Below are 13,837 nucleotides of genomic sequence, written 5' to 3' on the forward strand. Positions count from 1 at the left end.
GGAGCAGTACCGATATGGACATGAAGACCAAACCCGCTGGCGCCGAGAAACTGGCTGATCTGCGCGTCAATGGCGAGCGCCTGTGGGCCTCGCTGATGGAGCTGGCCCGGATCGGCGCCACCGAGAAAGGCGGCGTCTGCCGCCTGGCGCTGACCTCATTGGACAAACAGGGCCGCGACCTGGTGATCGGCTGGGCCAAAGAGGCCGGCATGACGGTGACGGTCGACAAGATCGGCAATGCCTTCATGCGCCGGCCCGGGCGCAACAACGCCCTGCCCCCGGTGATGACCGGCAGCCATATCGACACCCAACCGACCGGCGGCAAGTTCGATGGCAACTACGGTGTGCTGGCCGGCATCGAGGTGGTGCGCACGCTCAACGACCACGGCATCGAAACCGAGGCGCCGATCGAGGTGGCCTTCTGGACCAATGAGGAAGGCTCGCGCTTCGTGCCGGTGATGATGGGCTCGGGCGTGTTCGCCAAGGCCTTCACGCTGGAGCATGCTTATGCGGCCACCGACACCGAGGGCAAGAGCGTCAAGGACGAGCTGGCACGCATCGGCTATATCGGCCCCGAGGAACCGGGCGACCACGCGATCGGCAGCTATTTCGAGACCCATATCGAGCAGGGTCCGGTGCTGGAGGATCACGACAAGACCATAGGCGTGGTCACCGGCGTGCTGGGCATCAAATGGTATGACTGCACCGTCACCGGCATGGAGGCCCATGCCGGACCGACACCGATGGCGCTGCGCAAGGATGCGCTGCAGGTGGCGACGGTGCTGATGCAGGAGGTGGTGGCCACCGCGCTGCGCTACGGCCCGCACGGCCGAGGCACGGTGGGCATGGTGCAGGTGCACCCGAACAGCCGCAATGTGATTCCGGGCCGGGTCAAGTTCAGCATGGACATGCGCAACAGCACCGATGCGCTGGTCGATGCGATGGACGCCGATATCCGCAAAGCCGCGGCCGAGCTGAGTGCGAAGACCGGCTTAGCAATCCAGATCGAGCTGGTCTCGCACTACCCGGCCGCGCCCTTCCACGCCGATTGCGTGGCGGCCGTGGCCAAGGCGGCCGAGGCGCTGGGCTACTCGAACATGCCAACCGTCTCGGGCGCCGGCCATGACGCCGTCTATATGGCGCGGCTGGCGCCGGCCGGGATGATCTTCATCCCCTGCAAGGACGGCATCAGCCACAACGAGATCGAGGACGCCAAGCCCGAGCACATCACCGCCGGCTGCAATGTGTTGCTGCATGCGATGCTGGAGCGGGCCCTGGCGCCCTGAAGCCAGCTCCAGCCCGACTCAGTCGCGCCCGCCGCCCTTGCCGTGGCCACGGCCCGGGTGGTCGTCGCGGCGACCGTCATGGCGGTCATGGCGGTCATCTCGGCGACCGTCGCCGCGACCATGGTCGCGGTCGCGGTGGTCGTGATCGCGGCGGTAGCGCGGCGCGTATTCGTTGCGATACCAGTCGTCACGAACGAAATAGACCGGCCGGCCGCAGGCCTCATAGCGGCCGCAGTGTTTGCGCCAGTTCTTCTGATGGCCGGGCGGCACCCGCAGATAGACCGGCTCATAAACCATCCGGGGTGCCCGGTGTATCACGACCGGCTCGGCATAGATCACGCGCGGCCGGGGGTAGTTGCCGATGTCGATCTGGCCATAGAAGCCGGGTTGCCCCAGGCTGATGGAAACGCCGACATCGGCGGCCTGGGCGCTGCCAATGGCGGCGAGCGCCAGACCGGCGGCGAGGATCAGATGTTTCATCGCGGGACTCCTTGTTGTAGATATGCGTGACTGCTCAACGCCCGGGGCGCTGGGCGGATGACAGCAGAAACCTTCGGAAACATCGCTGACAAAGCCCGGACCTCTGCCTTATGGACGAGGCCCGGGCCGTGCCTAAGGCCGCACTTGCCGCCACAATGCAGCTTAGCCAAGAATCCACGCCACAACCGCCAGGAGAGTGTTCATGCCCAAAGCCCCCGTCGCCAGCACCCCACACGCCTTTGCCCACACGCTGAGCGAGTTCACCACGCCCTCGGGGCGCAGCGGCCGCTACTACTCCCTGCCCAAGCTGGCCAAGAAGTTCCCCAATATCAAGCGCCTGCCGATCTCGCTGCGTATCGTGCTGGAGTCGGTGCTGCGCAACTGTGACGGCAAGAAGGTCGCGCCCGAGCATGTGGAACAGCTGGCCAACTGGCAGCCGGTGGCCGAGCGCAGCGACGAGATTCCCTTTGTCGTCGCCCGCGTCGTGCTGCAGGACTTCACCGGCGTGCCGCTGCTGGCCGATCTGGCCGCGATGCGCAATGTCGCCGCCGCTGCCGGCCTGGACCCCAAGCGCATCGAGCCGCTGGTGCCGGTGGACCTGGTGGTCGACCACTCGGTGATGATCGACCATTACGGCAACAAGCGCGCCCTGGACCTGAATATGAAGCTGGAATTCGAGCGCAACCGCGAGCGCTACGAGTTCATGAAGTGGGGCATGCAGGCCTTCGACACCTTTGGCGTCGTGCCGCCGGGCTTCGGCATCGTGCACCAGGTCAATCTGGAGTATCTGGCGCGCGGCGTGCACAAGACGGGCAACAAGGGCGAGAAGGTCTACTACCCCGACAGCCTGGTCGGCACCGACAGCCACACGACGATGATCAACGGCATCGGCGTGGTCGGCTGGGGCGTCGGCGGCATCGAGGCCGAGGCCGGCATGCTGGGCCAGCCGGTCTACTTCCTGACTCCGGACGTGGTCGGCTTCGAGCTGACGGGCCGGCTGCGCGAGGGCGTCACCGCGACCGATCTGGTGCTGACCGTCACCGAGATCCTGCGCAAGGAGAAAGTGGTCGGCAAGTTCGTCGAGTTCTTCGGCGAGGGCACCGAGAGCCTGGCCGTGCCGGACCGCGCGACGATTGCCAATATGGCGCCGGAGTACGGCGCGACGATGGGTTTCTTCCCGGTCGACGACAAGACCCTGGACTATTTCCGCGGCACCGGCCGCAGCAAGGCCGAGATCGAGGCCTTCGAGGCCTATTTCAAGGCGCAGGACATGTTCGGTGTGGCCCGCGCCGGCGACATCGACTACTCCCAGGTCGTCAAACTGGACCTGGGCGCCGTCGTGCCCTCGCTGGCCGGCCCCAAGCGCCCGCAGGACCGCATCGAGATCACCGATCTGGCAGACAAGTTCACCGAGCTCTACAGCCAGCCCACGGCCGCCAATGGCTTCAACCAGCCGGCCGAGAAGCTGGGCCAGGTCTTCAAGACCACCGGCGGCCTGGATGTGAGGAACGGCGATGTGCTGATCGCCGCGATCACCTCCTGCACCAACACCTCCAACCCCAGCGTGCTGCTGGCCGCCGGCCTTTTGGCCAAGAAGGCGGTCGAGGCCGGGCTGAAGGTGCAGCCGCATATCAAGACATCGCTGGCCCCGGGTTCGCGCATCGTCACCGAGTACCTGGAGAAGGCCGGTCTCCTGCCCTATCTGGAGAAGCTGGGCTTCAATCTGGCCGCCTATGGCTGCACCACCTGCATCGGCAATGCCGGTGACCTGACCCCCGAGCTTAACGAGACCATCACCAGCAACGACCTGATCTGCGCCGCCGTGCTGTCGGGCAACCGCAATTTCGAGGCCCGCATCCATCCGAACCTGAAGGCCAACTTCCTGGCCTCGCCGCCGCTGGTGGTCGCCTACGCGATTGCCGGCAATGTGACGGTGGACTTGATGACCCAGCCCTTAGGAAAAAGTACAGGCAAGGGCAAGAAGGGCCGCGACATCTTCCTCGGCGACATCTGGCCGAGCAGCGACGAGATCTACGCGCTGATGAAGTACGCGATGAACCCCAAGGCCTTCCGCGAGAACTACGAGCAGGTGGACAAGAAGCCCGGCAAGCTGTGGCAGCAGATCGATGGGGTCGCGGGTCAGGTCTATACCTGGCCCAAGAGCGGCTATATCGCCCAGCCGCCCTTCTTCGAGGGTTTCACCCAGACGCCGGTCTTCACCGCAGCAGGGGTTTCGGGCGCCCGCATCATGGCCTTGTTCGGCGACTCGATCACGACCGACCACATCTCCCCGGCCGGCGCGATCAAGGACAGCTCACCGGCCGGCCAGTATCTGCAGGGCCTGGGCGTGGGCAAGGCCGACTTCAACAGCTATGGCTCGCGCCGCGGCAATCATGAGGTGATGATGCGTGGCACCTTCGCGAACGTGCGCATCAAGAACCTGATGATCCCGGCCAAGGAAGACGGCAGCCGGGTCGAGGGCGGCCTGACCCTGCTGCAACCCTCGGGCGAGCAGGCCTATATCTATGACGCGGCGATGCAGTACATGGCCGCCGGCACACCCACCGTGATCTTCGGCGGCGAGGAGTACGGCACCGGCTCCAGCCGCGACTGGGCCGCCAAGGGCACTCAGCTGCTGGGCATCAAGGCCGTGATCGCACGCAGCTTCGAGCGCATCCACCGCTCCAATCTGGTCGGCATGGGCGTGCTGCCGCTGCAGTTCAAGCCGGGCGTCAGCTGGGAGAGCCTGGGCCTGAAGGGCGACGAGCTGATCGACATCCAGATCCCCGGCGAACTGGCGCCCCAGCGCGACGCGACGCTGGTGATCACCCGCGCCGACGGCAGCCGGCAGGAAGTGCTGCTGACCTTGCGCATCGACACGCCGATCGAGGTCGACTACTACCGCCATGGCGGCATCCTGCCCTTTGTGCTGCGCCAGCTGCTGGCGGCCTGACACCGGTCCATCAAGCACTGGAACGTTTTTTCGGGCCGGCAAACGCCATCGGCGCGCTGACAGCTTTTACAGATTGACGCCGCCGAGCGGCGACTCCTAGGATGCCGGGTCTGGGTGCGGTCGGTCTTGGCCGACACCCGAGGTCAGATCCGGCATGTGAGAGGAGTCCTGCTCATGCCCAGCGCGCTGGTCCCCTTGCTCGAAGCCGTGCCATCGCCACCTGCCGAGGTGGCGGACGGCATGGTCGATGCGCGCTGGCAGGCGCGGCAGCTGGCGCAGGCCCTGCACGATGAGCTGGCCCAGCTGCTGAGCCTGGCGTTGATGCAGCTCGATGCGGCGCGCGAACCCGACCTGCCGCGCGCGCTGCAGGCCCAGCAGCGTGCCTACGAGCTGGTCAAGCAGGCGCTGCAAGCCACCCGGGATGCGGTGACCCTGCTGCAGCCCGAGCCGGTCGATGATCTGCCGGCCGCGCTGCGGACCCTGGTGCAGCAGCTGGGCGAGCGCACCGGTCTGAGCATCCAGTTCAGCTGCGCGCTGGGATTGCCCCGGCTGCCCGAGCCGGTCAGCGCCGGCCTGCTGGCGGCGGGGCGCGAGCTGCTGGCCAATGCCTGCAAGCATGCCGGCGGGGTTGCCATCCATATCGCGCTGGCCCCTCAGGGTCAGGGCCAGGGCGTGACCCTGATCGTGCGCGACCAGGGCCTGGGCTTCGATCCCCAGCGGGCCCAGGCCGCCGCGATCGCGGCCGGCCACGGCTATGGCCTGCCCCGCCTGCATGCGCGCCTGCGGCTGCTGGGCATGAGTCTGAGCCTGCGCACCGCACCGGGCCAGGGCGTGCATGCCCAGGTCTGCTGGCCACGCCAACCCGAAGAGGACGAGTCATGACTATCCGCGTCATAGTCGCCGACGATCACCGCATCGTGCGCGAGGGCCTGGTGGCCCTGCTGCAGCGCGAGGACGATATCGAGGTGATCGCCGAGGCGCGCGACGGCATGGAGCTGGTGCGCCAGGCCCGCGAGCTGCAGCCCGATGTGGTGCTGATCGATCTGTCGATGCCGCGCATGAACGGGGTCGAGGCGATCCGCCGCATCCGCGCCGAGCCGCTGCGCTGCAAGCTGCTGTGCCTGTCGGTGCATGAGCAGCCGCAGCAGGTGCTGGCCGCGCTGGAGGCCGGCGCCTCCGGCTATGTGCTGAAGGAGAACTCCTTTGACGAGCTGGCGCGCGGCGTGCGCCGGGTGATGGCCGACCAGATCTATCTGAGTGGCGAACTGGTCGGTCTGGTGCTGCAGGGCAGCCGTCGGCCGGCCGAGGCCGGCGAGCTGGCCCGGCTGACGCCGCGCGAACGCGAGATGGTGCAGCTGCTCTCCGAGGGCTACACGGCCCAGCAGATCGCCCAGCAGCTGCATCTGAGCGCCAAGACCGTGGCCACACACCGCGAGCATGTGTTCGCCAAGCTGCAGATCCAGGGCATTGCCGAGCTGACCCGCTTCGCGCTGCGCGAGGGTCTGAGCTCGCTGGATGCCCAGCCGCCGCGCGGCTGAACACCATCCGGCGCCGCCACCCTCAGCATTTTTCCTAGCGGCAAACCCGCAGCCCTGATGGGCTTGCCTGGGCAGCAGCCCCGGCCTGATGGTTTGCCCCATCAGCTCCAGGCTGATGCAGATTCAGCCGGCGGACTATGGCGCGGTGCCGGGTCTTGACCTACCTTCTGACTCAGAGACATCAAGGACACAGCCACCATGATCGACGCCGCCCTGGGCCAGTTGGCCGGGCAACTCAACGAACATCTGCGCCGGCGCTTCCAGGTCAGCGAGGATCTGGCCGTGCTGTCGAATCTGCATGAGCAAAACGGCGCGCTGGTGCCCCTGGTGGCCAACAAGCTGGTGCTGTTCCTGGCCGGCATCGAGCGCGACAGCGTCGCCCACCGCAGCGGCCATGGCCAGAACCTGGGCCTGGCGCCGGGCCAGCTGCAGATGCCGGCACCGGTCTATCTGAACCTGCTGGTGATGTGCGCGGCCAACTTCAGCGGCGCCAGTTACCCGGAAGCGCTCAAATTCCTGTCCGGCGCGATCAGCTTCTTCCAGACCCGGCCGGTGCTGGACCAGCACAACACACCGGGGCTGGACAAGCGCCTGGACCGGCTGGTGCTGAACATCGAGAACCTCAGCAGCTCCGAGATGCACAGCCTCTGGGGCATCCACAGCGGCCGCTACCTGCCCTCGGTGCTGTACCGGGTGCGGATGATCAGCGTCGACGGCCAGCACATCGACGCCCGCGAGCCGCTGGTGCGTGAGCTGGACGCGCGCGGGCTGCCCTCATGAGCTCGCTGCGCTACACGCTGCTGGCCAGCGCCCGGGTGCGTCACGGCTATTTCGCCGATGGCCTGGCCCGGCGCCTGCGCTTCACGCCCGACGCCGACACGCAGGCCGCGATGCGCGCCCATCAGCTGCTGCTGCGTAGCAACGGCCACGCCCTGGCCCTGCATGCGCCCGAATCGGCGCTGGCGCTGCTGTGGGCCGCGCGCGCGCCGCAGGCCCTGTGCTTCACGCTGAGCTGCGAGGACCCCGGCTTTGAGCTCTATACCGAGCCGGGCGCACTGCCGCTGCTGGCGCTGCCGCTGTTCACCGACGCGGCCCGCGACGAAGCCGCCTGGCGCGCCGGAATCGGCGGCGCGGTCGAGCTGCAGCTGCAGGCCCGCCGCACGGTCTGGAAATATCTGCTGCTGGGCGATTGGCAGGAGCACCGCCTGCAGCTGGTCGATCCCGCCGCCGAGGTGCAGTTCGAGGCCCCCGGCGCCGAAGCCCTGCCCGATGGCCGTGCGGCCATCGTGATCCGCTCGCGCTCGGCGCTGGCGCTGGCCGAGCGTTCGCCCTATCGATTTCAGTTGCGTGATGCGGCCAGCCAGCCGCCCAAGCTGCTGATGCCGCGCCTGCCGGTGGCCGCCCCGCGCGGCCTGCAGCGCGAGCTCAGGCCCCAGGGCGGCAGCACCGCCGTCACCGAAATTTTTGTCAGTCGCTGACCCAACCAGGAGAACCAGATGGGTGTGATGAAAACTCCGGGCGTTTACATCGTCGAGAAAAACGCCTTTCCGAACTCCGTGGTCGAGGTGGCCACCGCCGTGCCGGCCTTCATCGGCCACACGCAGATCGCCGACAACCGCAACAAGCCGCTGGCGATGAAGCCCTGGCGCATCAGCTCGATGGCCGAGTACCACCAGTACTACGGCTTCGGGCCGGTGCCACGCTTCAATATCGTCGAGAACACCGACCCCTCGGCACTGGATGACTTCAAGGCCGGCGGCAAGGGCTATGTGCTGCAGCAGCCGGCCGGCAAGGACGGCGGCAGCTACTTTCTCTACAGCGCGCTGCGCCACTTCTTCCAAAACGGCGGCGGCCCCTGCTACATCGTCTCGGTCGGCACCTATGAGCAGGACCTGGACCTCGACAAGTTCAAGGCCGGCATCGACGAGCTGCTCAAGGAGCAGGAGCCGACCATGCTGGTGATCCCCGAGGCGGTGCGTCTCAAGGAGGAATCGGCCTGTATCGACCTGCAGCAGGCCATGCTGGCGCACTGCGGCGACAAGATGCGCAACCGGGTCGCCATCCTCGACATCTGGGGCGGCGACAAGCCGCGCAGCGATCCCGGCGGCGATCCGGTGGCGCGCTTTCGCAATGATCTGGGCATCAACTTCCTGGACTTTGCCGCCGCCTACTACCCCTGGCTCAACACCACGGTGGTTGGCGACAAGGATCTGAGCTACGAGAACATCCTCAGCATCGATGTGCTGAAGACCCTGCTGCGGCAAGACCTGGCCCTGCCCGACACCCTGCCCGACAACGCGCCGGCCAAGCTCAAGGAGCATGCCCAGGCGGTCGACGACATCAGCAAGGACTGGGCGGCCGACCCGCGCCAGCTCAGCGAGGACGCAATCCTGACCCACAAGACCCTGCTGAACAAGACCCTGGCGGCCACCAGCGCGCTGTTCAACACCATCATCGCCGAGGCCCGCAGCAAGCTCAATCTGCTGCCGCCCAGCGCTGCGATGGCCGGCGTCTACACCATGGTGGACAACACCCGCGGTGTCTGGAAGGCGCCCGCCAATGTCAGCCTGGCCGGCGTGATCTCGCCCACCGTCAGCGTCTCGGCGGTCGACCAGGAGGAGCTCAATGTCACCACCCAAGGCAAGAGCATCAACGCGATCCGCGCCTTCATCGGCGAAGGCGTGCTGGTCTGGGGTGCCCGCACACTGGACGGCAACAGCCTGGACTGGCGCTACATCAACGTGCGCCGCACCATGATCATGCTGGAGGAGAGCTGCCGGCTGGCCGCCAAGGCCCTAGTGTTCGAGCCCAATGTGGCCAATACCTGGGTCACGATCAAATCGATGATCCAGAACTTCCTGACCAGCATCTGGAAGCGCGGCGGCCTAGCCGGTGCCTCGCCCGAGGACGCCTTCAGCGTCCATGTGGGCCTGGGCGAGACGATGACGCCCGACGACATCCTGGAGGGCATTCTGCGCGTGACCGTGCTGGTGGCCATGGTGCGGCCGGCCGAGTTCATCGAGATCACCTTCCAGCAGCAGATGCAGAAGTCCTGAGCTGCGCCCCACACTAAATCGCGGAGATCAATATGGCTGATGACGGCTCCAAACAATCGACCAATGTCTGGCCCCTGCCCAAGTTCTACTTCCAGGTGAAGTGGGACGCGAACGTGATGTCCTTCGAGGAGGTCTCGGGGCTGGACATCGAGGCCCAACCGATCGAGTACCGCCACGGCGACAGCCCGGTGTTCTCGTCGCTGAAGATGCCCGGGCTCAAGAAGCACGGCAATGTCACGATGAAGAAAGGCGTGTTCAAGGCGGACAACAAGTTCTGGGACTGGTTCAACCAGATCAAGATGAACACCATCAAGCGCGTGCCCGTCACGATCAGCCTGCTCGACGAGGAAGGCAAGCCGACCATGGTCTGGACCCTGTCGAACGCCTGGCCCACCAAGATCACCGGCACCGATCTGAAGGCCGAAGGCAACGAGGTCGCGGTCGAGACCATAGAGATCGCGCATGAAGGCCTGACCATTGCCAACGCCTGATCATCGTGACGCGCCGTGAGCGATCCTGTCATCCCCAAGCCGCCGCCGCTGCCGCCACCGCCGCAGCAGCGGCCACGGCTGCAGCTGCCGCCGCGGCTGGATCTGGGCATCTCCGCAGCCGGCACCGCAAGGGCCGCGGTCACCACGGTCTGGGACCCGCCGGCCAGCCAGGCCAGCTACCCGCCGGTGGCCTTCTACTTCTCGGTGCAGATCGACGGCCGCAGCGGCGACTGCTCCTTCCAGGAGGTCTCGGGCATCAGCCTGGCGATGGAGCTGGAGCCGCTGGTGGAAGGCGGCGAAAACCGCTTCATCCATCAGCTGCCCAAGGGCATCAAGCAGGGCACGCTGCGCCTGCAGCGCGGCCTGGCGATGAAGAACACCGAGCTGGTCGCCTGGTGCCGCCAGGTGCTGGAGGGCGATCTGGGCCGGCGCATCGAACTCAAGCCGGTGCAGGTCAGCCTGCTCGACGAGATGGGTCAGCCGCTGTGCGTCTGGTCCTTCGAGAACTGCTATCCGGTCGGCTGGGATATCGAGGCTTTCAATGCCGACAAGAACGAGGTCGCGATCGAGCAGATCGAGCTGGCCTACCAGACCTGTGTGCGCATGAAGTAGGCAGCCAAGGAGCGAGGCGATGACGATAGAGGTCAGGCAGATGGTGATCAAGTCCAGCGTCGGGCCGGACGAGGCGCGCCCGCAAGACCAGGTCGCGCTTGACCCCGAGACCCTGGCGGAGCTGAAACAGGAGATCCTCAACGAGTGCCGGGCCTGGCTGCAGGAGCAGCTGCAGCAGCAACGCGAGCGCTAGCCATGATCCCCGCCTCCGGCCAAAGGCAAGCCCTGACCCTGACCCGCTGCACCGTCAGCCAGTCCGGCTCCATCATGGTGGATCGCGGCGTCAACTACGCCTTGCAGATCAATCCCGCCGAGTTCAGCCACCAGCGCACCATCCGCTACAACACCAAGCGCGTGGTCGGCCAGATCGGCTCGCCGATGCGCTTCTCCGGCATCGACCCGGACGACATCAGCTTCACCGCCACCTTCGACGGCACCGGCGTCGTGCCGATAGGCCCGGGCCAGCCCATCGAGGTGGCCGACCAGATCGAGGCGCTGAACCGCGTGATCTACACCTACCGCGGCGAGGCCCATGAGCCCAACCATGTGCAGATCCTCTGGGGCACCATGGTGTTCTACGGCCGGCTCTGCAGCATCGGCCTGCAGTACACGCTGTTCAAGCCCAGCGGCGCGCCGCTGCGCGCCAGCGCCGAGATGGACTTCGTCGGCTTTCTCAGCGCGCCCGAGGCCGAGCGCCGCGCCAACCGCTCCAGCCCCGACCTGAGCCATTCGGTCGAGGTGCGCGAAGGCGACACCCTGCCGCTGCTGTGCCACCGCATCTACGGCGACAGCCGCTACTACCCCGAGGTCGCGCGCTTCAACGGCCTGCGCGAGTTCCGCCGCCTGCGGCCGGGCCTGCGCCTGCACTTTCCGCCGCTGGCCTGAGGAACGATCGCCATGCCCGCCTCCCCCAGCGCCAGCGCCGAAGGTCCGGTCCGCCTGGTCGTGCAAAGCGAGGGCACCGAGGTGCAGGAGCAGCTGCGCATCCTCTCGCTGACGGTGCGCCACGCGCTCAACAGCCTGCCCTGGGCCCGCCTGGTGATCGACGACGGCGACATGCCCGGCAACAAATACCCGGTCAGCGACGGCGCGCTGTTCACGCCCGGCAGCGCCATCGTGCTGCGCGCCGGCTATGGCGACAGCGACGCGCAGATCTTCAGCGGCATCGTCGTGCGCCACAGCCTGAAGATCAGCGGCGACAACCACAGCCGCCTGATCGTCGAATGCCGCGACAAGGCCTGCAAGATGGCCATCGGCCGCGTCAACGCCAAGTACCAGGACCAGACCGACAGCGACATCATCTCCGGCCTGATCGCCGCCGCCGGCCTGCAGGCCGATGTGCAGAGCACCGAGGTCCAGCAGGCCGAGCTGCTGCAGTACGACTGCAGCGACTGGGACTTCATGCTGGCGCGCGCCGACGCGATGGGCCTGCTGGTCGCGGTCGAGGATGGCAAGATCACGGTCAAGCCGCCCGATGCCTCGGCCGAGCCGGCGCTGTCCGTCACCTGGGGCGTTGATCTGATCGCGCTGCAGGCCGATATCGATGCGCGCAGCCAGCTCAAGGCCGCCCAGGCCCATGCCTGGGATCCGGCCCAGCAGGCCGTGGTCGAGAGCAGCGCGGCCGCGCCGCTGGCGCTGAACGCGCAGGGCAATCTGAGCGGCGCCACCTTGGCCGAGGTCGTCAGCCCGGACAGCTATCGGCTGCAGAGCAGCGCCGCCCTGCCCCAGGCCGCACTGGAGCAATGGGCCAAGGCCGCCCAGCTGAAGGCGGCGCTAGCACGGGTGCGCGGCCGCATGAGCTTCCAGGGCAGCGCGCTGGCCAAGCCGGCGACCCTGATCGCGCTGGCCGGCGTCGGCGCGCGGGTCAACGGCCCGGTCTTTGTCAGCGCGGTCCAGCACGAGATCCACGACGGCGAGTGGCTCAGCGAGGCCGAGTTCGGTCTCGACCCCGACTGGCATATGCAGCGCCCCGATGTGATGGCAGCGCCGGCCGGCGGCCTGCTGCCGGGCATCCACGGCCTGCAGATCGGCGTCGTGATGAAGCTCGACGCCGACCCCGGCGGCGAGCAGCGCATCCAGGTCAAGCTGCCGGTGCTGCAGACCGCGACCGAAGGCATCTGGGCGCGGCTGCTGCAGCTGCATGCATCCAGCGGCTTCGGCGCCTTCTTCCTGCCCGAGGTCGGCGACGAGGTCATCGTCGGCTTTCTGAGCGCCGACCCCAGCCATCCGGTCGTGCTCGGCAGCCTCTACAGCAGCAGCCGCAGCCCGCCCTACGAACTGGCCGCCGAGAACGACACCAAGGCCTTGGTGACCCGCTGCAAGCACCGGCTGGTGTTGGACGAGAAGGACAAGATCATCACGCTGACGACCCCGGCCAACAACCAAATCGTGCTGGACGACAAGGACAAGAGCATCCTGATCAAGGACCAGAACGGCAACAGCATCAAGCTCAGCAGCGACGGCATCGCGCTGGACAGCCCCAAGGACATCAAGCTGACCGCCAAGGGCGGCATCACGCTGGACGCCGTCAACGCGATCGAGCTGACGTCCAAGGCCGACATCAAGGCCGCCGGTCTGAACATCAGCTGCGAGGCCCAGGTCGGCATCACGGCCAAGGGCGCGGCCACAGCCGAGCTCTCGGCCTCGGGCCAGACCACGGTCAAGGGCGCGATGGTGATGATCAACTGAAGCCGACCAGGACAGCCATGCCGCCCGCCGCCCGCCTCACCGATATGCATGCCTGCCCGATGGTCACGCCGGGGCTGCCGCCCATCCCCCATGTCGGCGGTCCCATCGTCGGCCCCGGCGTGCCCACCGTGCTGATCGGCAAGATCCCGGCCGCCGTGGTCGGCGACAACGCGGTCTGCGTCGGCCCGCCCGATGTGATCGTCAAGGGCTCGGCCACGGTGCTGATCGGCGGCAAGCCCGCCGCCCGCATCGGCGACAGCACGGCCCATGGCGGCAGCATCGTGCTGGGCCTGCCTACCGTGCTGATCGGGGGCTGACGATGAGCTTTCTGGGCCGGGGCTGGAGCTTCCCACCGCGCTTCTCGGCGCGCAGCCGGGGCGTCGAGATGGTCGAGGGCGAGGCCGATATCGCCGAGAGCCTGCGCATCCTGATGTCCACCCATGTCGGCGAGCGATTGATGCAGCCGGCCTATGGCTGCCGGCTGCGCGAGCTGGTCTTCGAAGCCGCCAACGAGCAGACCCTGACCGAGCTGCGCGACATGCTGGCCAAGGCCATCCTGTTCTTCGAGCCGCGCATCACGCTGGAGTTCGTCGATGCCCGCATCTCCGACCTCGAACCCGCCTGCCTGGAGCTGAGCCTGCACTACAGCGTGCGCAGCACCAACACGCGCCACAACCTCGTCTACCCGCTGTATCTGCAGCAGGCCACCAGCCCGATGCGGGCCGATTGACGC

The 13,837-nt window shown here is 67.1% G+C and carries 15 protein-coding genes; 14 read left to right on the forward strand and 1 reads right to left on the reverse strand.

Annotated elements, in window-relative coordinates:
- The first annotated feature begins 14 nt into the window (after positions 1 to 14).
- On the forward strand, positions 15 to 1,286 hold the full coding sequence (locus O5M90_RS05290; protein ID WP_269840251.1) for a Zn-dependent hydrolase: 1,272 nt from the start codon (positions 15 to 17) through the stop codon (positions 1,284 to 1,286).
- An 18-nt stretch (positions 1,287 to 1,304) separates the two neighbouring features.
- On the opposite strand, the gene O5M90_RS05295 is transcribed toward O5M90_RS05290, so the two are convergent.
- On the reverse strand, positions 1,305 to 1,766 hold the full coding sequence (locus tag O5M90_RS05295; protein ID WP_269840252.1) for a hypothetical protein: 462 nt from the start codon (positions 1,764 to 1,766) through the stop codon (positions 1,305 to 1,307).
- A gap of 202 nt (positions 1,767 to 1,968) precedes the next feature.
- On the opposite strand from O5M90_RS05295, the gene acnA reads away from it, so the two are divergent.
- The 13 genes from acnA (at position 1,969) to O5M90_RS05360 (ending at position 13,834) form a co-directional block, all read left to right on the forward strand.
- Positions 1,969 to 4,719 carry an aconitate hydratase AcnA gene (acnA, locus tag O5M90_RS05300; RefSeq protein WP_269840253.1) on the forward strand — a complete coding sequence of 917 codons (2,751 nt, stop codon included), beginning with the start codon at positions 1,969 to 1,971 and terminating at the stop codon, positions 4,717 to 4,719.
- Positions 4,720 to 4,893: 174 nt separating this feature from the next.
- Positions 4,894 to 5,601 carry a sensor histidine kinase gene (locus O5M90_RS05305; protein WP_269840254.1) on the forward strand — a complete coding sequence of 236 codons (708 nt, stop codon included), beginning with the start codon at positions 4,894 to 4,896 and terminating at the stop codon, positions 5,599 to 5,601.
- Complete coding sequence (locus O5M90_RS05310; protein WP_137942041.1) at positions 5,598 to 6,257, forward strand: response regulator transcription factor; 660 nt, start codon at positions 5,598 to 5,600, stop codon at positions 6,255 to 6,257. Before O5M90_RS05305 ends, O5M90_RS05310 begins: the two co-directional genes overlap by 4 nt.
- A gap of 198 nt (positions 6,258 to 6,455) precedes the next feature.
- The gene (locus tag O5M90_RS05315; RefSeq protein WP_269840255.1) at positions 6,456 to 7,037 is read left to right on the forward strand and encodes a DUF4255 domain-containing protein; all 582 of its coding nucleotides are present in this window, start codon (positions 6,456 to 6,458) and stop codon (positions 7,035 to 7,037) included.
- On the forward strand, positions 7,034 to 7,735 hold the full coding sequence (locus O5M90_RS05320) for a hypothetical protein (protein ID WP_269840256.1): 702 nt from the start codon (positions 7,034 to 7,036) through the stop codon (positions 7,733 to 7,735). Before O5M90_RS05315 ends, O5M90_RS05320 begins: the two co-directional genes overlap by 4 nt.
- 18 nt (positions 7,736 to 7,753) lie before the next feature.
- On the forward strand, positions 7,754 to 9,313 hold the full coding sequence (locus tag O5M90_RS05325; RefSeq protein WP_137942038.1) for a phage tail sheath family protein: 1,560 nt from the start codon (positions 7,754 to 7,756) through the stop codon (positions 9,311 to 9,313).
- Between the two features lie 32 nt (positions 9,314 to 9,345).
- Positions 9,346 to 9,804: a phage tail protein gene (locus tag O5M90_RS05330; RefSeq protein ID WP_137942037.1), complete on the forward strand. Its 459-nt coding sequence runs from the start codon at positions 9,346 to 9,348 to the stop codon at positions 9,802 to 9,804.
- Positions 9,805 to 9,819: 15 nt separating this feature from the next.
- The gene (locus tag O5M90_RS05335; RefSeq protein WP_262970493.1) at positions 9,820 to 10,416 is read left to right on the forward strand and encodes a phage tail protein; all 597 of its coding nucleotides are present in this window, start codon (positions 9,820 to 9,822) and stop codon (positions 10,414 to 10,416) included.
- Between the two features lie 19 nt (positions 10,417 to 10,435).
- The gene (locus tag O5M90_RS05340; RefSeq protein WP_171018176.1) at positions 10,436 to 10,609 is read left to right on the forward strand and encodes a DUF5908 family protein; all 174 of its coding nucleotides are present in this window, start codon (positions 10,436 to 10,438) and stop codon (positions 10,607 to 10,609) included.
- A gap of 2 nt (positions 10,610 to 10,611) precedes the next feature.
- Positions 10,612 to 11,301: a CIS tube protein gene (locus O5M90_RS05345; RefSeq protein ID WP_137942036.1), complete on the forward strand. Its 690-nt coding sequence runs from the start codon at positions 10,612 to 10,614 to the stop codon at positions 11,299 to 11,301.
- 12 nt (positions 11,302 to 11,313) lie between these two features.
- The gene (vgrG, locus tag O5M90_RS05350) at positions 11,314 to 13,104 is read left to right on the forward strand and encodes a type VI secretion system tip protein VgrG (RefSeq protein WP_269840257.1); all 1,791 of its coding nucleotides are present in this window, start codon (positions 11,314 to 11,316) and stop codon (positions 13,102 to 13,104) included.
- 17 nt (positions 13,105 to 13,121) lie between these two features.
- On the forward strand, positions 13,122 to 13,421 hold the full coding sequence (locus O5M90_RS05355; protein WP_137942034.1) for a PAAR domain-containing protein: 300 nt from the start codon (positions 13,122 to 13,124) through the stop codon (positions 13,419 to 13,421).
- 2 nt (positions 13,422 to 13,423) lie between these two features.
- Entirely contained in the window at positions 13,424 to 13,834 is a 411-nt protein-coding gene (locus tag O5M90_RS05360) for a GPW/gp25 family protein (RefSeq protein WP_269840258.1), read from the forward strand.
- The last annotated feature ends 3 nt before the right edge of the window (positions 13,835 to 13,837 follow it).

The sequence above is a fragment of the Paucibacter sp. M5-1 genome, from assembly GCF_027498415.2.
GTDB lineage: Bacteria > Pseudomonadota > Gammaproteobacteria > Burkholderiales > Burkholderiaceae_C > Roseateles_E.

Coding starts and splice junctions, on each gene's coding strand:
- O5M90_RS05290 (WP_269840251.1), top strand. CDS start 15: ATGGACATGAAGACCAAACCCGCTGGCGCCGAGAAACTGGCTGATCTG.
- O5M90_RS05295 (WP_269840252.1), bottom strand. CDS start 1,766: ATGAAACATCTGATCCTCGCCGCCGGTCTGGCGCTCGCCGCCATTGGC.
- acnA (WP_269840253.1), top strand. CDS start 1,969: ATGCCCAAAGCCCCCGTCGCCAGCACCCCACACGCCTTTGCCCACACG.
- O5M90_RS05305 (WP_269840254.1), top strand. CDS start 4,894: ATGCCCAGCGCGCTGGTCCCCTTGCTCGAAGCCGTGCCATCGCCACCT.
- O5M90_RS05310 (WP_137942041.1), top strand. CDS start 5,598: ATGACTATCCGCGTCATAGTCGCCGACGATCACCGCATCGTGCGCGAG.
- O5M90_RS05315 (WP_269840255.1), top strand. CDS start 6,456: ATGATCGACGCCGCCCTGGGCCAGTTGGCCGGGCAACTCAACGAACAT.
- O5M90_RS05320 (WP_269840256.1), top strand. CDS start 7,034: ATGAGCTCGCTGCGCTACACGCTGCTGGCCAGCGCCCGGGTGCGTCAC.
- O5M90_RS05325 (WP_137942038.1), top strand. CDS start 7,754: ATGGGTGTGATGAAAACTCCGGGCGTTTACATCGTCGAGAAAAACGCC.
- O5M90_RS05330 (WP_137942037.1), top strand. CDS start 9,346: ATGGCTGATGACGGCTCCAAACAATCGACCAATGTCTGGCCCCTGCCC.
- O5M90_RS05340 (WP_171018176.1), top strand. CDS start 10,436: ATGACGATAGAGGTCAGGCAGATGGTGATCAAGTCCAGCGTCGGGCCG.
- O5M90_RS05345 (WP_137942036.1), top strand. CDS start 10,612: ATGATCCCCGCCTCCGGCCAAAGGCAAGCCCTGACCCTGACCCGCTGC.
- vgrG (WP_269840257.1), top strand. CDS start 11,314: ATGCCCGCCTCCCCCAGCGCCAGCGCCGAAGGTCCGGTCCGCCTGGTC.
- O5M90_RS05355 (WP_137942034.1), top strand. CDS start 13,122: ATGCCGCCCGCCGCCCGCCTCACCGATATGCATGCCTGCCCGATGGTC.
- O5M90_RS05360 (WP_269840258.1), top strand. CDS start 13,424: ATGAGCTTTCTGGGCCGGGGCTGGAGCTTCCCACCGCGCTTCTCGGCG.